17 protein-coding genes and 4 tRNA genes are annotated in these 20,541 nt (G+C 55.3%); all 21 read right to left on the reverse strand.

The features are described 5' to 3' along the window. The 21 genes from rplC to birA all read right to left on the reverse strand — a co-directional run bounded on the left by rplC (window position 1) and on the right by birA (window position 20,445). The gene (gene rplC, locus NL64_RS10710; protein ID WP_003186059.1) at window positions 1–636 is read right to left on the reverse strand and encodes a 50S ribosomal protein L3; all 636 of its coding nucleotides are present in this window, start codon (window positions 634–636) and stop codon (window positions 1–3) included. A gap of 80 nt (window positions 637–716) precedes the next feature. After that, entirely contained in the window at window positions 717–1,028 is a 312-nt protein-coding gene (gene rpsJ / locus NL64_RS10715) for a 30S ribosomal protein S10 (protein WP_003186070.1), read from the reverse strand. Window positions 1,029–1,186: 158 nt separating this feature from the next. After that, a complete protein-coding gene (gene tuf / locus NL64_RS10720; RefSeq protein WP_034148074.1) occupies window positions 1,187–2,380 on the reverse strand; it encodes an elongation factor Tu in 1,194 nt (397 codons plus the stop codon). A gap of 30 nt (window positions 2,381–2,410) precedes the next feature. Next, complete coding sequence (fusA, locus tag NL64_RS10725; RefSeq protein ID WP_034148075.1) at window positions 2,411–4,516, reverse strand: elongation factor G; 2,106 nt, start codon at window positions 4,514–4,516, stop codon at window positions 2,411–2,413. A gap of 30 nt (window positions 4,517–4,546) precedes the next feature. Next, window positions 4,547–5,017 carry a 30S ribosomal protein S7 gene (gene rpsG, locus NL64_RS10730; RefSeq protein ID WP_002555493.1) on the reverse strand — a complete coding sequence of 157 codons (471 nt, stop codon included), beginning with the start codon at window positions 5,015–5,017 and terminating at the stop codon, window positions 4,547–4,549. A gap of 116 nt (window positions 5,018–5,133) precedes the next feature. Next, complete coding sequence (gene rpsL, locus NL64_RS10735; protein ID WP_002555494.1) at window positions 5,134–5,505, reverse strand: 30S ribosomal protein S12; 372 nt, start codon at window positions 5,503–5,505, stop codon at window positions 5,134–5,136. Between the two features lie 216 nt (window positions 5,506–5,721). Then, on the reverse strand, window positions 5,722–9,921 hold the full coding sequence (gene rpoC / locus NL64_RS10740; RefSeq protein WP_034148076.1) for a DNA-directed RNA polymerase subunit beta': 4,200 nt from the start codon (window positions 9,919–9,921) through the stop codon (window positions 5,722–5,724). A gap of 64 nt (window positions 9,922–9,985) precedes the next feature. Further along, window positions 9,986–14,059, reverse strand: coding sequence for a DNA-directed RNA polymerase subunit beta (rpoB, locus tag NL64_RS10745; RefSeq protein ID WP_034148077.1), 4,074 nt, complete (start codon window positions 14,057–14,059; stop codon window positions 9,986–9,988). 220 nt (window positions 14,060–14,279) lie between these two features. Beyond that, on the reverse strand, window positions 14,280–14,645 hold the full coding sequence (rplL, locus tag NL64_RS10750) for a 50S ribosomal protein L7/L12 (protein ID WP_034148078.1): 366 nt from the start codon (window positions 14,643–14,645) through the stop codon (window positions 14,280–14,282). A gap of 75 nt (window positions 14,646–14,720) precedes the next feature. Then, a complete protein-coding gene (gene rplJ, locus NL64_RS10755; protein WP_007970413.1) occupies window positions 14,721–15,221 on the reverse strand; it encodes a 50S ribosomal protein L10 in 501 nt (166 codons plus the stop codon). A gap of 198 nt (window positions 15,222–15,419) precedes the next feature. After that, a complete protein-coding gene (gene rplA / locus NL64_RS10760; protein WP_008041297.1) occupies window positions 15,420–16,115 on the reverse strand; it encodes a 50S ribosomal protein L1 in 696 nt (231 codons plus the stop codon). Continuing rightward, window positions 16,115–16,546 (reverse strand): 50S ribosomal protein L11, encoded by a 432-nt coding sequence (rplK, locus tag NL64_RS10765; RefSeq protein ID WP_007933726.1) that lies wholly within the window; start codon window positions 16,544–16,546, stop codon window positions 16,115–16,117. Before rplK ends, rplA begins: the two co-directional genes overlap by 1 nt. Before the next feature lie 117 nt (window positions 16,547–16,663). Then, a complete protein-coding gene (gene nusG, locus NL64_RS10770; protein ID WP_007933727.1) occupies window positions 16,664–17,197 on the reverse strand; it encodes a transcription termination/antitermination protein NusG in 534 nt (177 codons plus the stop codon). A gap of 9 nt (window positions 17,198–17,206) precedes the next feature. Further along, entirely contained in the window at window positions 17,207–17,575 is a 369-nt protein-coding gene (secE, locus tag NL64_RS10775) for a preprotein translocase subunit SecE (RefSeq protein WP_034148079.1), read from the reverse strand. A 45-nt stretch (window positions 17,576–17,620) separates the two neighbouring features. Then, window positions 17,621–17,696, reverse strand: a tRNA-Trp gene (locus NL64_RS10780). 174 nt (window positions 17,697–17,870) lie between these two features. Beyond that, window positions 17,871–17,946: transfer RNA gene (locus tag NL64_RS10785), tRNA-Thr, on the reverse strand. Between the two features lie 26 nt (window positions 17,947–17,972). Next, window positions 17,973–18,046, reverse strand: a tRNA-Gly gene (locus tag NL64_RS10790). Between the two features lie 24 nt (window positions 18,047–18,070). Continuing rightward, window positions 18,071–18,155, reverse strand: a tRNA-Tyr gene (locus tag NL64_RS10795). A 143-nt stretch (window positions 18,156–18,298) separates the two neighbouring features. Continuing rightward, the gene (locus NL64_RS10800; protein ID WP_034148080.1) at window positions 18,299–18,739 is read right to left on the reverse strand and encodes a hypothetical protein; all 441 of its coding nucleotides are present in this window, start codon (window positions 18,737–18,739) and stop codon (window positions 18,299–18,301) included. Between the two features lie 7 nt (window positions 18,740–18,746). After that, complete coding sequence (locus NL64_RS10805) at window positions 18,747–19,496, reverse strand: pantothenate kinase (protein ID WP_034148081.1); 750 nt, start codon at window positions 19,494–19,496, stop codon at window positions 18,747–18,749. Continuing rightward, window positions 19,486–20,445, reverse strand: coding sequence for a bifunctional biotin--[acetyl-CoA-carboxylase] ligase/biotin operon repressor BirA (gene birA, locus NL64_RS10810; RefSeq protein ID WP_034148082.1), 960 nt, complete (start codon window positions 20,443–20,445; stop codon window positions 19,486–19,488). Before birA ends, NL64_RS10805 begins: the two co-directional genes overlap by 11 nt. Window positions 20,446–20,541 lie beyond the last annotated feature (96 nt).

The raw sequence follows: 20,541 nt of genomic DNA on the forward strand, positions 1-20,541 counted from the left end.
TTAACCGCGAGCCTTGGCTGCTGGACGTACAACCAAGTTGCCGCCAGTAGCGCCAGGAACAGCGCCCTTGACCAACAACAGATTGCGTTCAGCGTCCACGCGCACTACTTCGAGGGACTGCACGGTCACGCGCTCAGCGCCCATATGACCGGACATTTTTTTGCCCTTGAATACACGACCAGGAGTCTGGCACTGGCCGATAGAGCCTGGAACGCGGTGGGATACGGAGTTACCGTGGGTGTTATCTTGCCCGCGGAAATTCCAACGCTTGATCGTACCCTGGAAGCCTTTACCCTTGGACTGACCGGTCACATCAACCAGTTGACCAGCGGCGAAGATTTCAGCGTTGATCAGATCGCCGGCCTGGTACTCGCCTTCTTCAAGGCGGAATTCCATTACGGTACGACCAGCGGCAACGTTCGCTTTAGCGAAGTGGCCAGCCTGAGCTGCTGTTACACGCGAAGCACGACGCTCGCCGACAGTGACTTGCACTGCACGATAGCCATCGGTCTCTTCAGTTTTGAACTGGGTGACGCGATTCGGCTCGATCTCAATGACCGTGACCGGAATGGAGACACCTTCTTCGGTGAAAATACGGGTCATACCGCATTTACGACCGACTACACCAATAGTCATGTTGTAAACCTCATGAGTGTACGGGGCTTTCACCCGCTATGGCCGCCCATTTCAGAGCGTTACACGACTAAGACCGAGTCTTAGCCGAGGCTGATCTGCACTTCCACACCGGCCGCAAGATCAAGCTTCATAAGTGCATCAACGGTTTTATCCGTTGGCTGGACGATGTCCAGAACGCGCTTATGAGTACGGATCTCGTACTGGTCACGCGCGTCTTTGTTGACGTGCGGGGAGACCAGAACGGTGAACCGCTCTTTACGGGTAGGCAGTGGAATTGGACCACGCACTTGAGCACCAGTACGTTTCGCGGTTTCCACGATTTCCTGGGTGGATTGGTCGATCAGGCGATGGTCGAAAGCCTTCAACCTGATACGGATTTGCTGATTTTGCATTGGATTTCAGACTCCGGCTGCTATTCCCACCGGGCGCAATACGCCCGTTAAAAGGAGGCGCAATTCTATAGACGCCCCAGATAGGTGTCAACCCAATAAAAAAGGCCCCCGCTGAGCGGGGGCCTTTTCAAAACATCAAAGCTATCTCGGTGAGGAGATTACTCGATGATTTTAGCTACAACGCCAGCACCAACGGTACGGCCGCCTTCACGGATAGCGAAGCGCAGACCGTCTTCCATTGCGATGGTTTTGATCAGGGTAACAGTCATCTGAATGTTGTCACCTGGCATTACCATTTCAACGCCTTCTGGCAGCTCGCAGTTACCGGTCACGTCAGTAGTACGGAAGTAGAACTGTGGACGGTAGCCTTTGAAGAACGGAGTGTGACGACCGCCTTCTTCCTTGCTCAGAACGTAAACTTCTGCGGTGAACTTGGTGTGCGGCTTAACCGAACCTGGCTTAACCAGAACCTGACCACGCTCAACGTCGTCACGCTTGGTGCCACGCAGCAGAACGCCACAGTTCTCGCCAGCACGACCTTCGTCGAGCAGCTTGCGGAACATCTCAACACCGGTGCAGGTGGTGGTGGTGGTGTCACGCAGACCAACGATTTCCAGCGCATCTTGAACGCGAACGATACCGCGCTCGATACGACCAGTCACAACAGTACCGCGACCCGAGATCGAGAATACGTCTTCGATTGGCATCAGGAACGGCTTGTCGATAGCACGCTCTGGTTCTGGGATGTAGCTGTCCAGAGTTTCAACCAGTTTACGAACGGCAGTGGTGCCCATTTCGTTGTCGTCTTTGCCTTCCAGCGCCATACGAGCCGAACCGATGATGATTGGAGTGTCATCACCCGGGAAGTCGTAGGTGGACAGCAGGTCGCGAACTTCCATCTCAACCAGTTCCAGCAGCTCAGCGTCGTCTACCAGGTCAGCCTTGTTCAGGAAAACCACGATGTACGGAACGCCTACCTGACGGGACAGCAGGATGTGCTCACGGGTTTGTGGCATCGGACCATCAGCGGCCGAGCAAACCAGGATCGCGCCGTCCATCTGGGCAGCACCGGTGATCATGTTCTTCACGTAGTCCGCGTGACCTGGGCAGTCAACGTGAGCGTAGTGACGAATCTTCGAGTTGTACTCGACGTGCGCGGTGTTGATGGTGATACCACGAGCTTTTTCTTCTGGAGCGCTGTCGATTTTATCGAAATCAACGATTGCAGAACCGAAAACTTCGGAGCAAACGCGAGTCAGAGCTGCGGTCAGAGTGGTTTTACCGTGGTCAACGTGACCGATGGTGCCAACGTTGACGTGCGGTAGGGAACGATCAAATTTTTCTTTAGCCACGACAATTAACTCCTTGCCTAAAGGACTGAATCAGCCTTGTTTTTTGGTAACGGTTTCGACGATGTGCGACGGAGCCGTATTGTATTTTTTGAATTCCATAGAGTAGCTTGCGCGACCCTGGGACATCGAACGAACGTCGGTCGCATAACCGAACATCTCGCCCAACGGAACTTCAGCACGGATAACCTTACCGGAAACCGTATCTTCCATACCCAGAATCATGCCGCGACGACGGTTAAGGTCGCCCATCACGTCACCCATATAGTCTTCAGGCGTAACAACCTCTACCGCCATGATCGGCTCAAGCAACTCACCACCGCCCTTTTGGGCCAGTTGCTTGGTAGCCATGGAAGCAGCCACCTTAAACGCCATCTCGTTCGAGTCGACGTCGTGGTAAGAACCATCAAACACGGTAGCCTTCAGGCCGATCAGCGGATAACCGGCAACAACACCGTTCTTCATCTGCTCTTCGATACCCTTCTGGATAGCCGGGATGTATTCCTTAGGAACCACACCACCCACTACTTCGTTCACGAATTGCAGACCTTCCTGACCTTCGTCAGCAGGTGCAAAACGGATCCAGCAATGACCGAACTGGCCACGACCGCCGGACTGACGAACGAACTTGCCTTCGATTTCACAGTTCTTCGTGATGCGCTCACGATAGGAAACCTGAGGCTTACCGATGTTGGCTTCGACGTTGAACTCACGGCGCATCCGGTCAACCAGGATGTCCAGGTGCAACTCGCCCATGCCGGAGATGATCGTTTGACCAGTCTCTTCATCAGTTTTTACGCGGAAAGACGGGTCTTCCTGAGCAAGCTTGCCCAGAGCGATACCCATTTTTTCCTGGTCATCCTTGGTCTTAGGCTCAACGGCAACCGAAATAACCGGCTCCGGGAAGTCCATGCGAACCAGGATGATTGGCTTGTCAGCGTTGCACAAAGTTTCGCCAGTGGTGACGTCCTTCATGCCGATCAAGGCCGCGATGTCACCAGCGCGTACTTCCTTGATTTCTTCACGGGCGTTTGCGTGCATTTGCACCATACGACCCACGCGCTCTTTCTTGCCTTTAACCGAGTTGATCACGCCGTCGCCGGAGGCCAACACGCCCGAGTAAACGCGGACGAAGGTCAAGGTACCCACGAATGGGTCGGTAGCGATCTTGAACGCCAGAGCCGAGAACGGCTCGTTGTCGTCTGCATGACGCTCCATCATTTCTTCCTCGTTATCAGGGTTGGAACCCTTGATAGCAGGAATGTCGACTGGAGCCGGCAGGTAGTCGATAACGGCGTCGAGAACCAGGGGAACGCCCTTGTTCTTGAAGGAAGAACCGCAAACAGCCAAGACGATTTCGCCAGCGATAGTACGCTGACGCAGAGCGGCCTTGATTTCCTCGATGGTGAGCTCTTCACCTTCCAGGTACTTGTTCATCAGCTCTTCGCTGGCTTCGGCAGCAGCCTCAACCATGTTGCTGCGCCACTCTTCAGCCAGTTCCTGCAGTTCAGCAGGGATAGCTTCGCGACGTGGAGTCATGCCCTTGTCAGCATCGTTCCAGTAAACCGCTTCCATGGTCATCAGATCGATCTGACCCTGGAAGTTGTCTTCGGAACCGATAGCCAACTGGATCGGCACCGGAGTGTGACCCAGACGCTGCTTGATCTGAGCGATCACGCGCAGGAAGTTCGCGCCAGCACGGTCCATTTTGTTCACGTAAACGATACGTGGAACACCGTACTTGTTGGCTTGACGCCATACGGTTTCGGACTGAGGCTCAACGCCGGAAGTACCACAGAACACAACCACCGCGCCGTCGAGTACGCGCAGGGAACGTTCAACTTCAATGGTGAAGTCTACGTGACCCGGGGTATCGATGACGTTGAAGCGGTATTGGTCCTTGTGCTGCTTCGCAGAACCCTGCCAAAAGGCGGTAATAGCAGCAGAAGTAATGGTAATACCACGCTCCTGCTCCTGAACCATCCAGTCGGTGGTCGCAGCGCCATCATGCACTTCGCCCATCTTGTGGCTTTTGCCAGTGTAAAAAAGGACGCGCTCGGTGGTGGTGGTTTTACCAGCATCCACGTGAGCAACGATACCAATGTTACGGTAGCGATTAATCGGTGTAGTACGAGCCATAAAGCCCTCGCAAAATTAGTGACGCTAAAATTAGAAGCGGTAGTGCGAGAAAGCTTTGTTAGCTTCAGCCATACGGTGCACGTCTTCACGCTTCTTAACTGCAGCACCTTTACCTTCGGCAGCGTCCAACAGTTCGCCAGCCAAACGCAGAGCCATAGACTTCTCGCCGCGCTTACGGGCGAAGTCTACCAACCAGCGCATTGCCAGAGCGTTACGACGGGACGGACGAACTTCAACCGGAACCTGGTAAGTAGCACCGCCTACACGGCGCGACTTTACTTCGACCAGCGGAGCGATGGCGTCGAGAGCTTTCTCGAAGATTTCCAGGGGGTCGCTGTTCTTGCGTTCTTTAACCTTTTCCAGCGCGCCATAAACGATACGCTCGGCAACGGCTTTCTTGCCGCTTTCCATCACGTGGTTCATGAACTTGGCCAGGATTTGGCTTCCGTATTTTGGATCGTCAAGCACTTCGCGCTTGGCTGCTACGCGTCTTCTTGGCATGGATAAGCCCTCAAACGGTCTTCAGGTTCGCTCGGAATCGGTGCCCTTGCGGGACGCCTCCGACCTTACTCTTATCGACTCAGAAAAATAGAAAATCAGTTTACAAAAAGCCGCTACTACTTAGGCTTCTTGGTACCGTACTTCGAACGACCCTGGTTACGACCTTTAACGCCGGAAGTATCCAAAGAACCGCGAACGGTGTGGTAACGAACACCTGGCAAGTCTTTTACACGACCGCCGCGGATCAGTACCACGCTGTGCTCTTGCAGGTTGTGGCCTTCACCACCGATGTACGAGGAAACCTCGAAACCGTTGGTCAGACGCACACGGCATACTTTACGCAGTGCCGAGTTAGGTTTTTTCGGCGTGGTGGTGTACACACGGGTGCACACGCCACGGCGTTGCGGGCAGTTCTGCAGCGCAGGCACGTCGGATTTCTCGACGATACGCTTACGCGGCTGACGTACCAGCTGGTTGATAGTTGCCATCTACTAGCTCCACTGTTGTCTTGCGACGCTATTGTCTTGCAAGAAAAGCAAAATGGCAGGAACGAATTCCCGCCAAATTTAGGGGTACAAGAGTCTAAAGAGGATCTTGCCCCCAGTCAAGGCAAGGCCCCGCCCTCCCCGCTCATCCAACCTCGACAAATTGTCTCGATTCGATGAACGGAGCGAACAGGGCCTTACGCTCATTTACCGCAGAACTCAGTTACCGCTCGAGTTCAGCGCTTCGGTCAGTGCAGCTTCCACTTCACTGGCGCTAACGCGCAACGGTTTGTCAGCATCACGACGACGCTTGCGCTCGCTGTGATAAGCCAGACCGGTACCAGCCGGGATCAGACGACCCACGACCACGTTTTCTTTCAGGCCGCGCAGGTAGTCGCGCTTGCCGGTTACCGCCGCTTCGGTCAGTACGCGAGTGGTTTCCTGGAAGGAAGCCGCCGAGATGAACGATTCGGTGGACAACGACGCCTTGGTGATACCCAGCAGAACGCGAGTGAACTTGGAGACAAATTTGTCTTCGCCGCTCAAACGCTCGTTCTCTACCAGAACGTGAGTCAATTCCATCTGGTCGCCCTTGATGAAACTGGAATCGCCGGATTCAGCGATTTCAACTTTACGCAGCATCTGACGCAGGATGGTCTCGATGTGCTTATCGTTGATCTTCACGCCTTGCAGACGGTAAACGTCCTGGATCTCGTTAACGATGTACTTGGCCAGCGCACTTACACCCAGCAGACGCAGGATGTCGTGTGGATCGCTTGGACCGTCGGAGATAACTTCGCCGCGGTTTACCTGTTCGCCTTCGAACACGTTCAGGTGACGCCACTTCGGAATCAGCTCTTCATACGGATCGCTACCGTCGTTCGGGGTAATGACCAGACGGCGCTTGCCTTTGGTCTCTTTACCGAACGCGATGGTGCCGCTGACTTCAGCCAGAATCGACGCTTCTTTCGGACGACGAGCTTCGAACAAGTCGGCAACACGCGGCAGACCACCGGTGATGTCACGGGTCTTCGAAGTCTCTTGCGGGATACGAGCGATAACGTCACCGATCGCGATCTTCGCACCATCCGCCACACCGACCAGGGCGTTGGCTGGCAGGAAGTACTGAGCGATAACGTCAGTGCCTGGCAGCAACAGATCCTTGCCGTTGTCGTCGACCATCTTCACGGCAGGACGGATGTCCTTACCCGCAGCTGGACGGTCTTTGGCGTCGAGCACTTCAATGTTGGTCATACCGGTCAATTCGTCAGTCTGACGCTTGATCGTGATGCCTTCTTCCATGCCCACGTAGGTCACGGTACCTTTCATTTCGGTAACGATTGGGTGAGTGTGCGGATCCCACTTGGCCACGATTGCGCCAGCGTCGACCTTGTCACCTTCTTTAACCGAAATCACAGCACCGTACGGCAGCTTGTAACGCTCACGCTCACGACCGAAGTCATCAGCGATGGCCAGCTCACCGGAACGGGACACAGCAACCAGGTGACCATCCACGCGCTCTACGTGCTTCAGGTTGTGCAGACGGACGGTACCGCCATTCTTCACCTGAACGCTGTCAGCAGCGGAGGTCCGGCTTGCCGCACCACCGATGTGGAACGTACGCATCGTCAGCTGGGTACCCGGCTCACCGATCGACTGTGCAGCGATTACGCCGACAGCTTCACCGATGTTCACCTGGTGACCACGAGCCAAGTCACGGCCGTAGCACTTGGCGCAAATGCCGTAGCGGGTTTCGCAGCTGATCGGCGAACGCACGATCACTTCGTCGATGCTGTTCAGCTCGATGAATTCAACCCACTTCTCGTCTACCAGGGTGCCGGCAGGAACGATAACGTCCTCGGTACCTGGCTTGAATACGTCACGGGCAATAACACGACCCAATACGCGCTCACCCAACGGCTCTACAACGTCACCGCCTTCAATGTGCGGAGTCATCAGCAGACCGTGTTCGGTGCCGCAATCGATCTCGGTTACAACCAGATCTTGCGCTACGTCTACCAGACGACGAGTCAGGTAACCGGAGTTCGCAGTTTTCAACGCGGTATCCGCCAGACCTTTACGAGCACCGTGAGTCGAGATGAAGTACTGAAGTACGCTCAAACCTTCACGGAAGTTCGCAGTAATCGGCGTTTCAATGATGGAACCGTCCGGCTTGGCCATCAGGCCACGCATACCGGCCAGCTGACGAATCTGTGCTGCGGAACCCCGCGCACCCGAGTCGGCCATCATGTACATCGAGTTGAAAGACTCTTGGTCGACTTCAACGCCATGACGGTCGATGACTTTCTCTTTCGAGAGGTTGGCCATCATCGCCTTGGAAACTTCGTCGTTCGCCTTGGACCAAAGGTCGATCACTTTGTTGTACTTCTCGCCCTGGGTTACCAGGCCGGAGGCGTACTGACTTTCGATCTCTTTCACTTCGTCGGTGGCAGCACCGATGATGCGGGCTTTTTCATCCGGGATAACGAAGTCGTTAACGCCGATGGAAACGCCGGAAATGGTCGAGTAGGCAAAACCGGTGTACATCAACTGGTCAGCGAAGATCACGGTCTCTTTCAGACCAACCACGCGGTAGCACTGGTTGATCAGCTTGGAGATCGCCTTTTTCTTCATCGGCAGGTTGACGACGTCGTACGACAGACCTTTTGGCACAACTTGATACAGCAACGCACGGCCGACAGTGGTGTCGACGATACGAGTGCCGCTCACGCTGCCACCGTCACGGTCGTTGACGGTTTCGTTGATCCGCACTTTGACCTTGGCGTGCAGTGCGGCTTCGCCGGCACGGAACACACGGTCTACTTCCTGCAGATCCGCGAACACACGACCTTCGCCCTTGGCGTTGATCGCTTCACGAGTCATGTAGTACAGACCCAATACAACGTCCTGCGACGGAACGATGATTGGCTCACCGTTGGCTGGCGACAGAATGTTGTTGGTCGACATCATCAACGCACGCGCTTCGAGCTGGGCTTCCAGCGTCAGCGGTACGTGCACGGCCATTTGGTCGCCGTCGAAGTCGGCGTTGTACGCGGCGCAGACCAGAGGGTGCAGCTGGATAGCCTTACCTTCGATCAGTACCGGTTCAAACGCCTGGATACCCAGACGGTGAAGGGTCGGTGCACGGTTGAGAAGAACCGGGTGTTCGCGAATCACTTCAGCGAGAACGTCCCAAACTTCCGGCAGCTCGCGCTCGACCATCTTCTTGGCAGCTTTGATGGTGGTAGCGAGACCACGCATTTCCAGCTTGCCGAAAATGAACGGCTTGAACAGCTCGAGAGCCATTTTCTTCGGCAGACCGCACTGGTGCAGACGCAGGGTCGGACCTACGGTAATTACCGAACGACCGGAGTAGTCAACACGCTTACCGAGCAAGTTCTGACGGAAACGACCCTGCTTACCCTTGATCATGTCAGCCAGGGATTTCAGAGGACGCTTGTTCGAACCGGTGATAGCGCGGCCACGACGACCGTTGTCGAGCAGTGCGTCGACAGCTTCCTGCAACATACGCTTTTCGTTGCGCACGATGATGTCCGGAGCGGACAGATCCAGCAGGCGCTTCAAACGGTTGTTACGGTTGATCACTCGACGATACAGATCGTTGAGGTCGGAAGTCGCGAAGCGACCGCCATCCAGCGGGACCAGTGGACGCAGATCTGGCGGCAGAACCGGCAGAACGGTCAGCACCATCCACTCTGGCAGGTTGCCGGAACCCTGGAAGGCTTCCATCAACTTCAGACGCTTGGACAGCTTCTTGATTTTGGTTTCGGAGTTGGTTTGCGGAATTTCTTCACGCAGACGGCCAATCTCGTGTTCCAGGTCGATAGCGTGCAGCAGTTCGCGGACAGCTTCGGCACCCATGCGGGCATCGAAATCGTCGCCGAACTCTTCCAGCGCTTCGAAGTACTGCTCGTCGTTCAGCAGCTGACCTTTTTCAAGGGTGGTCATGCCCGGGTCGATAACGACGTAGCTCTCGAAGTAGAGAACGCGTTCGATATCACGCAGGGTCATGTCCATCAGCAAGCCGATACGGGACGGCAGCGATTTCAGGAACCAGATGTGGGCAACAGGCGAGGCCAATTCGATGTGCGCCATGCGCTCACGACGAACTTTTGCCAGCGCGACTTCAACGCCGCACTTCTCGCAGATCACACCACGATGCTTCAAGCGCTTGTACTTACCGCACAGGCACTCGTAATCCTTTACCGGGCCAAAGATCTTGGCGCAGAACAGGCCGTCACGCTCAGGTTTGAACGTACGGTAGTTGATGGTTTCCGGCTTTTTAACTTCACCGAACGACCACGAACGGATCATCTCAGGCGATGCCAATCCAATACGGATGGCGTCGAACTCTTCGACTTGACCCTGGTTTTTCAGCAAATTCAGTAGGTCTTTCAAGGCCTTTCCTCCTGGCGGAGCAGAGAGCGGGCAATCCTGCCCCGCTCTCGATTCGCGTCACGTGTTATTCGGTTTCCAGATCGATATCGATGCCGAGGGAACGAATTTCCTTGATCAACACGTTGAAGGACTCGGGCATGCCCGGCTCCATACGGTGATCGCCATCCACGATGTTTTTGTACATCTTGGTACGGCCGTTCACATCGTCCGACTTCACTGTGAGCATTTCTTGCAGAGTGTAAGCGGCACCGTATGCTTCCAGTGCCCAGACCTCCATCTCCCCGAAACGCTGACCACCGAACTGCGCCTTACCACCCAGCGGCTGCTGGGTAACCAGGCTGTACGAACCGGTAGAACGAGCGTGCATCTTGTCGTCTACCAAGTGGTTCAGCTTCAGCATGTACATGTAGCCAACGGTAACCGGACGCTCGAACTTGTTGCCGGTACGGCCGTCAGTCAGCTGCATCTGGCCGCTTTCTGGCAGGTCTGCCAGTTTCAGCATGGCCTTGATTTCGCTTTCCTTGGCGCCGTCGAACACTGGAGTGGCCATTGGAACGCCGCCACGCAGGTTCTGCGCCAGATCCAGGATTTCCTGGTCCGAGAAGTCATCAAGGCTTTCCTGACGACCACCGATCTCGTTGTAGATCTCGTGCAGGAACTTACGCAGCTCGGCAACTTTGCGCTGCTCTTCGATCATGCGGTTGATCTTCTCGCCCAGACCTTTGGCCGCGAGGCCCAGGTGGGTTTCAAGGATCTGACCAACGTTCATACGCGAAGGTACGCCCAACGGGTTGAGGACGACGTCGACCGGGGTGCCATTGGCATCGTGCGGCATGTCTTCAACCGGCATGATCACGGAGACCACACCTTTGTTACCGTGACGACCGGCCATCTTGTCGCCCGGCTGGATGCGACGACGGATTGCCAGGTAAACCTTGACGATTTTCAGCACGCCTGGAGCCAGGTCATCGCCCTGCTGCAGTTTGCGCTTCTTGTCTTCGAACTTGTCGTCCAGCAGACGGCGGCGATCAACGATGTAGGCCTGGGCCTTCTCGAGCTGCTCGTTCAGAGCGTCTTCAGCCATGCGCAGTTTGAACCACTGGCCATGCTCAAGACCGTCGAGCACTTCGTCGGTGATGTCCTGACCTTTCTTCAGACCGGCGCCGCCTTCGGCTTTGTGGCCGACCAGAGCGGAACGCAGACGTTCGAAAGTGGCACCTTCAACGATACGGAACTCTTCGTTCAAGTCCTTGCGGATCTCGTCGAGCTGAGACTTCTCGATCGACAGTGCACGAGCATCACGCTCAACGCCGTCACGGGTGAAGACCTGTACGTCGATGACAGTACCTTTGGTACCGGTAGGTACACGCAGGGAAGTGTCTTTAACGTCGCTGGCTTTTTCACCGAAGATCGCACGCAGCAGTTTTTCTTCCGGAGTCAGTTGAGTCTCGCCTTTCGGAGTGACCTTACCCACCAGGATGTCGCCTGCGCCTACTTCAGCACCTACGTAAACGATACCGGCTTCGTCCAGCTTGTTCAGTGCAGCTTCACCCACGTTCGGGATGTCCGCAGTGATTTCCTCTGGGCCAAGCTTGGTGTCACGGGCCACACAGGTCAGTTCCTGAATGTGGATCGTGGTGAAACGGTCTTCTTGAACAACGCGTTCGGACAGGCAGATGGAGTCTTCGAAGTTGAAGCCGTTCCATGCCATGAAGGCGATACGCATGTTCTGACCCAGCGCCAGTTCACCCATGTCGGTGGACGGGCCGTCGGCCATGATGTCGCTACGCTGAACCCGATCACCTTTACGCACCAGCGGACGCTGGTTGATGCAGGTATTCTGGTTGGAGCGGGTGTACTTGGTCAGGTTGTAGATGTCGACACCGGCTTCACCGGTTTCAACTTCATCATCAGCAACACGAACCACGATACGGCTGGCGTCGACGGAGTCGATCACGCCGCCACGACGAGCCACGACGCAAACGCCGGAGTCACGGGCTACGTTACGCTCCATGCCGGTACCTACCAGCGGCTTGTCAGCACGCAGGGTTGGTACAGCTTGACGCTGCATGTTCGAACCCATCAACGCACGGTTGGCGTCGTCGTGCTCGAGGAACGGAATCAGCGACGCTGCAACCGAAACTACCTGCTTCGGCGAAACGTCCATCAAGGTGACGTCTTCCGGCGCCTTGACGGTGAATTCGTTCAAGTGACGAACAGCTACCAGCTCGTCGATCAGGACTTTCTTGTCGTTCATCGTGGCCGAAGCCTGAGCGATCACGTGATCAGCTTCTTCGATGGCGGACAGGAATACGATCTCGTCGGTGACCAGAGCGTCCTTCACCACGCGGTACGGGCTCTCAAGGAAGCCGTACTGGTTGGTGCGCGCATAAGCGGCCAGGGAGTTGATCAGACCGATGTTCGGACCTTCCGGCGTTTCGATCGGGCAAACACGACCGTAGTGCGTCGGGTGAACGTCACGAACTTCAAAGCCGGCGCGCTCACGAGTCAGACCGCCAGGGCCGAGTGCAGAGACACGACGCTTGTGGGTGATCTCGGACAGCGGGTTGTTCTGGTCCATGAACTGGGACAGCTGGCTGGAACCAAAGAACTCTTTCACCGCCGCAGCCACTGGCTTGGCGTTGATCAGGTCTTGCGGCATCAGGCCTTCGCTTTCAGCCATCGACAGACGCTCTTTGACCGCACGCTCAACACGTACCAGGCCAACGCGGAACTGGTTCTCGGCCATTTCGCCTACGCAGCGAACACGACGGTTACCCAGGTGGTCGATGTCATCGACGATGCCTTTACCGTTACGGATGTCGACCAGAGTCTTCAATACCGCGACGATGTCTTCCTTGCACAGCACGCCCGAACCTTCGATCTCGGTACGACCGATACGACGGTTGAACTTCATCCGGCCGACCGCAGACAGGTCATAGCGCTCAGGGCTGAAGAACAGGTTGTTGAACAGGGTCTCGGCAGCGTCTTTGGTTGGCGGCTCGCCAGGACGCATCATGCGATAGATCTCGACCAGCGCTTCCAGTTGGTTGCTGGTGGAATCGATCTTCAGCGTGTCGGAGACGAACGGACCGCAGTCGATATCGTTGGTGTACAGAGTTTCGATGCGAACAACGCCGGCCTTGGCGATTTTCGCCAGGATCTCGGTGTTCAGCTCAGTGTTGCACTCTGCCAGGATTTCGCCGGTTGCCGGGTGCACGATGACCTTGGCGGTAGTGCGACCCAGGACGTAGTCCAGTGGCACTTCCAGCTCTTTGATCCCGGCTTTTTCCAGCTGGTTGATGTGGCGAGCGGTGATACGACGACCTTGCTCGACAATAACCTTGCCTTTGTCGTCCTGGATATCCAGAACCGCGATTTCACCACGCAGACGCTGAGGTACCAGCTCCAGGCTCAGGTTCTCGCCCTTCACATGGAAAACGTTGGTGGTGTAGAACGCGTCCAGCACTTCCTCGGTGGTATAGCCGAGCGCGCGCAGCAGAACCGATGCAGGCAGCTTGCGACGACGGTCGATACGCACGAATACGCAGTCTTTCGGGTCGAACTCGAAGTCCAGCCACGAACCGCGGTAAGGAATGATGCGAGCGGAGTACAGCAGTTTACCGGAACTGTGCGTCTTGCCACGGTCGTGGTCGAAGAACACGCCCGGGGAACGGTGCAGCTGGGAAACGATTACACGCTCGGTACCGTTGATTACGAAGGTACCGTTCTCAGTCATCAGGGGGATTTCACCCATGTAGACTTCTTGCTCTTTGATGTCCTTGATCGCTTTGTTCGACGATTCTTTGTCGAAAATGATCAGGCGCACTTTTACCCGCAAAGGTACGGCGTAAGTTACACCGCGCAATACGCATTCTTTGACATCAAATGCCGGTTCGCCCAGGCGATAACCGACGTACTCCAGCGCAGCATTGCCGGAGTAGCTGATGATCGGGAAAACGGATTTGAAGGCCGCATGCAGGCCCACGTCGCGGAACTGATCTTTAGTCGCTCCCGCTTGCAAGAATTCACGATACGAATCCAGCTGGATGGCCAGGAGGTACGGCACATCCATGACGTCCGGCAACTTGCTAAAGTCCTTGCGGATACGTTTTTTCTCAGTATATGAGTAAGCCATCAGCGTTCCCCAGCTTGGTCACCTGCTTGTTTGGCCCCTCCCGACGGGAGCAGCCAGAAAATCGTGCAAACCCCATGGTTTGCGCCACCGCATCGGGTGGTTACAGCTCGTTATCAACACCGACCCAGTCGGCTGCCAATAACGGAAAAAGGCCGGTGGCAAGAGCCACCAGCCATCAGCCTGTCGCTTAACGCTCGGGCTGGAGACGCAAAGTCGATGCTTATTTCAGCTCGACTTTAGCGCCTGCTTCTTCCAGAGTTGCTTTGGCTTTGTCAGCTGCGTCTTTGGCAACAGCTTCCAGAACCATGGCAGGTGCGCCGTCAACTACAGCCTTGGCTTCTTTCAGGCCCAGACCGGTCAGTTCACGTACAGCCTTGATCACGTTAACTTTCTTCTCGCCAGCTTCGGTCAGCATGACGTTGAATTCAGTTTGCTCTTCAACAACGGCAGCAGCAGCAGCTGGACCAGCCGATGCAGCAGCAGCGGTAACACCGAATTTTTCTTCGAAAGCTTTGATCAGCTCAACAACTTCCATTACGGACATGTTGCCAACTGCTTCAAGGATATCGTTCTGAGAGATAGACATGAATCTAATTCCTGATATTGGGGACGGCCTACGCGACCATCGAAAAAAACAAAAAACGCGAGAAGTTGACGAGCCTTAGGCTGCAGCAGCTTCTTTCTGGTCGCGAATTGCCGCCAGAGTACGAGCCAATTTGCTGGTTGCGCCTTGAATCACGCTCATCAGCTGAGAAATTGCTTCGTCACGGGTCGGCAGAGTTGCCAGTACGTCGATTTGGTTAGCTGCGAGGAACTTGCCCTCGAACGCAGCTGCCTTGATCTCGAACTTGTCCTGACCCTTTGCGAACTCTTTGAAGATCCGGGCAGCAGCGCCTGGATGTTCTTTGGAGAATGCAATCAGGGTAGGGCCAGTGAACACGTCGTTGAGGACACTGAATTCAGTGTCAGCAACAGCGCGCTTGAGCAGGGTGTTACGTACAACACGTACGTAAACACCAGCTTCACGAGCCTCTTTACGGAGTCCGGTCATCGCGCCTACTGTTACGCCACGGGCATCAGCCACGACAGCGGACAGAGCGACTTTGGCAGCCTCGTTGACTTCAGCGACGATGGCCTTCTTGTCTTCGAGTTTAATTGCCACGGGTTTAACTCCTGCTTGTTACCGTTTCATTCGATCGAAACCGAATGTCGTTTTGGTGTCTGATTCGGTAAGGAACCGGGAGCACCATCTGCGTAGGCTTGTGGTTTAAGACTTGCGTCGCCTACGGTCTTGGATAGCCCCCGCCAGGCAGGGACCCCAATTTTTCAATTGGCGCAATCGCTTGCGCCAATCTTTGTCTTACGCGTCGAGCGAGCTTTGGTCGATGACCAGACCTGGGCCCATAGTGGTGCTCAGGGTAACGCGCTTGACGTAAATGCCTTTCGAGGAAGCTGGTTTGATACGCTTCAGATCAGCGATCAGGGCTTCAACGTTTTCCTTCAGCTTGACGGCATCGAAGCCGATCTTGCCAACGGAAGTGTGGATGATGCCGTTTTTGTCGGTGCGATAACGAACCTGACCAGCCTTGGCGTTTTTAACCGCGGTAGCTACGTCTGGCGTTACGGTGCCGACTTTAGGGTTAGGCATCAGACCACGTGGACCGAGGATCTGACCCAACTGACCCACAACGCGCATTGCATCCGGGGATGCGATAACTACGTCATAGTTCAGGTCGCCGCCTTTCATTTCGGCAGCCAGATCGTCCATACCTACACGGTCAGCGCCGGCAGCCAGAGCGGCCTCAGCAGCTGGACCCTGGGTGAACACAGCAACGCGAACGGTCTTGCCAGTGCCGTGTGGCAGCACAGTAGCGCTACGAACGACCTGGTCGGATTTACGCGGGTCAACACCCAGGTTCACAGCTACGTCGAACGACTCGCTGAACTTGACAGTCGACAGCTCAGCCAGCAGGGCAGCAGCGTCTACAAAATTGTAGGACTTGCCTGCTTCGATTTTGCCGGCGATAGCCTTTTGACGCTTGGTCAGCTTAGCCATTACACACCCTCCACGTTAAGGCCCATGCTACGAGCAGAACCGGCGATGGTACGCACGGCTGCTTCCATATCAGCTGCAGTCAGATCCGCGTTTTTGGTTTTCGCGATTTCTTCCAGCTGAGCACGAGTTACAGTGCCAACCTTAACGGTGTTCGGACGAGCGGAACCGCTGGTCAGACCGGCCGCCTTCTTCAGCAGAACCGAAGCAGGGGTGGATTTGGTTTCGAACGTGAAGCTACGGTCGCTGTAGACAGTGATGATCACTGGAGTCGGCAGACCTGGCTCAAGACCCTGAGTACGGGCGTTGAAGGCCTTGCAGAATTCCATGATGTTCACGCCGTGCTGACCCAGAGCAGGACCAACAGGTGGGCTTGGGTTAGCCTGAGCGGCCTTCACTTGCAGCTTGATGTAAGCGGTAATCTTCTTGGCCATGAGGCACTCCAATTACGGGTTCAAACGCCTCGAAAGGCTCCCCGGTTACTTGCGCGTTTATCCCAGTGACGACAAAACCCCACAGCCTAAGGCTGCGGGGTTGGGATGCTTGTTCAGCTAGACCTTTTCGACCTGACTGAACTCCAACTCTACCGGGGTAGAGCGTCCGAAAATGAGCACCGCGACCTGGATCCGGCTCTTCTCGTAGTTAACTTCTTCGACCGTGCCGGTGAAATCGGCAAACGGACCATCGTTAACGCGCACCGACTCGCCTGGCTCGAACAACGTCTTCGGCTTAGGCTTATCGCTACCGTCAGCGACGCGACGCAGAATCGCTTCTGCTTCTTTATCAGTGATTGGTGCAGGCTTATCAGCAGTACCGCCGATAAAGCCCATCACCCGAGGAGTATCCTTGACCAAGTGCCAAGTACCCTCGTTCATATCCATCTGGACCAGCACATAGCCAGGGAAGAACTTACGCTCGCTCTTGCGCTTCTGGCCATTACGCATTTCAACCACTTCTTCAGTGGGAACCAGAATCTCGCCGAAGCCATCTTCCATGCCAGCCAGCTTTACGCGCTCGATCAACGAACGCATGACATGCTTCTCGTAACCCGAGTAAGCATGCACAACATACCAACGCTTAGCCACGGGACACCCTTAGCCGACAATCAAGGAGACAAGCCAGCCGAGCAGGGAATCGAGACCCCACAACAGCAACGCCATAACCAGGACAACAGCCACAACGATCAACGTGGTCTGCGTGGTTTCTTGGCGAGTTGGCCATACGACTTTACGAATCTCGGAGCGAGCTTCCTTAACCAGTACGAAGAAAGACTTGCCCTTAACTGTCTGCAAGCCTACAAAGGCAGCTACAGCAGCAATAGCAAGCAATGCGAGTACGCGGTACAGGATCGGCGAAGCAGAAAAGTACTGATTGCCAACAACGCCAACAACCACCAAAGCGACTACTACAAGCCACTTGAGGAGGTCGAAACGAGAGCCTTGAGCTTCAGCTTTAGGAGTCATCTATGAAGATCCTGTGAAAAGAAAGCCAGACACACCGAGTGAATCTGGCAGGTCAGGAGGGAATCGAACCCCCAACCTACGGTTTTGGAGACCGTCGCTCTGCCAATTGAGCTACTGACCTAAAACAAAATCAGGCCGACCATTATGCCGACCCGAAAAAGACTTTACAACACTTACCAGGTAAGCCTGACTGCAACACCGGCATTTTCAACACCGGCAACCTTCAGAAACACAACCAGGCGCAACCACTACCACCTAAAACAAAGGCAGATATTTTCATATCTGCCTTGTTATATGGAGCTCTTGAGCGGATTTGAACCGCTGACCTCACCCTTACCAAGGGTGTGCTCTACCAACTGAGCTACAAGAGCGTAACACTGTGCAAAACCTGCAAACGTGGAGCGGGTAGCGGGAATCGAACCCGCATCATCAGCTTGGAAGGCTGAGGTTCTACCACTAAACTATACCCGCGAGGCTTGCAGCTCTCGCTAAAAATGGTGGAGGGGGAAGGATTCGAACCTTCGAAGTCGTAGACGTCAGATTTACAGTCTGATCCCTTTGGCCGCTCGGGAACCCCTCCTAAGCGAGCCGGCATTCTACATCATGCCAGCCTTCTGTCAAGCATTTTTCTCATTAAAAACCTGAGCTTAGCTGCGTTGACCTCGCTTCACATCGCTAACCGTTTCCGGTCTTCGCTGTGGAGCGGGCGCCATTCTATGCAAACTATTCGATGGGTGCAACCCCCTCGCAAGGCATTATTTTATGTTTTAACTCATTGAATTCTTTAGAAAGGTTTATCAGCTGCAAATCGTCTAGCCAGCGCCTGCTTTCCGGGGCGATGCGAACCCAGTAACCGGCTGATTCAGTACCACCCTTCGGTAACGACTGAAATTTCACCTCCATCCCAGTCAACCGGCGCTCAAGCCCCTGCACTACGTCCTGCCGCGCAAAACCACCTATATAGAGGCAACCGGTATCAGCCTGTGGAGCCCTTCCTTTTTCCCTGGTTGCATCGGGCGCCTCGCTCAACAGACGAATATCTTGCTGAGACCCCCTATACAAGCTCAAAGGCGTCACATCCTTCGCCCGCAAAGGAGCTTCCTGCTGATGCCAGATGTAATAGAAAACATTGAGAACCAGCAGAAGCAGAAACAACCAACGCATAAGAACCTCAGGACAAAGGACACGCCATAGCCAAACCAACGAATACCAGGTCTGGAACCACCCTCGCCTCCGGCACGATGCCTGAAACCAGGACTGCATCGCCACCGGTAAGGAACACCACGAAATCATCACCCCAGTAACTACGTGCCAGCTCCAGCTGAGTCAGCACAAAACCCTGAAGCATCAGAAGACAGCCTCGCTCGACAGCTTCGACAGTCGTACGCCCCGGAACAAGACTCTCCAGCGCGCGCTCGGCCGCGAGATCGCCGTAACGAATCTTCCGGGTATGCGTACGAAGTTGATTGCGCATCAACGGCATACCAGGACAGATGAACCCTCCCAGGTGCTCACCATTCCCGGCAACGAAGTCGGCGGTCACAGCGGTACCGAAATCAAGCACAAGGCACGCGCCGCCAGCCAGATGAAAACCACCTAGCATCGCAAGCCAGCGATCCAGCCCAAGACGCTCGAACTCTTCATAGCCGTTGCGCACACCCGACATCTCCCGGGTCGGGGCCGCGCAGACCGCAGAGATTTTGAAGGACTCCCTCAACAAAGCGGTTAATTCACCGGTCTCTTCAGCAGTCCTGACACTAACCAACCGACAAAACCTGAGCGCAAGGCCTTTCAGGGCCCTCAAGCTTTCCAGTAACGCCAGATCCGAATCAACGACTCCTTCACCCACTACCTTCCGGGCATTCGCTTCGAGCACGCGCCACTTGATGAAACTATTTCCGCAATCGAGCTCAAGAATCATCGCGCAACCTCAGACTCAGCTCGCCACCACTGAACACTTTTTCCACGCCATCCACCTTCAAGCGCAAGGCGCCCTGGCTATCGATTCCCAGCACTTCACCGGCGATCTGGTTAACTCCCGCGACCAACGATACCGCACGCCCCTGCCACAGATGATTTTGCTCCCACTCAGACTGGATCGCCGAGAACCCGCTCGCCTGATGGCGCGCCAGATACCTCTGCAGCGTCAGCCCAAGCTCCGCGACCAGCTGATTGCGATCGAACATCCTCCCAGACTCCAGCCGCATGGAAGTCCACTGTTGATCGACTTCATCGGTTAGCTGCATGTTTACATTTATTCCCACACCCAGCACCACATGGCACACATCAGCAGGATCGCCCACCAACTCAAGCAGAATCCCGGCAATTTTCTTCTGGCCCACCAGAACGTCGTTGGGCCACTTCAATCCAGCCGCAGAAATACCGAGATCACGCAGCGTATGCATGACAGCGAGCCCTACAACAAGGCTCAATCCCTCGAGCTGACGCATCCCGCCTTCAATGCGCAGCACAAGGCTGTAATAGATGTTTTCTGCAAATGGACTCACCCACTTCCGGCCTCGCCTTCCGCGGCCTGCCGTCTGACGCTCGGCAACCACAATAAAGGGTGCAGCCTGGCCACGATCTATGGCACGCAGCGCCTCAGCATTTGTGGAATCTATCGAGTCAATAACGAGCGCAGGCCAATTGCAGGATGGCGCTAGCCGCCCTATCTCGTGCGGATCCAGCAACGTCAAGGGCGCCGCCAATTGATAACCCCGGCCCCGCACCTTGTGAATGGACAAGCCCAGCTCGGCCTCCAGGTGCTGGAGTTGCTTCCAGACTGCACTGCGACTGACACCCAGGGCAGCACCCAGCGCCTGACCCGAATGGAATCGGCCATCTTTTAGAAGCTTTAACAACGTCAGCATGCAAGTTTCGCCTCACAATGAGGCCCGCATGATAGCTACGCCCCGGGCAGTTGCATAGAAACCCGGAGAGACAGATTTTCCTGCGGACAAAACAAA

The sequence above is a fragment of the Pseudomonas fluorescens genome (genome assembly GCF_000802965.1).
GTDB classification, from domain to species: Bacteria; Pseudomonadota; Gammaproteobacteria; order Pseudomonadales; family Pseudomonadaceae; genus Aquipseudomonas; species Aquipseudomonas fluorescens_A.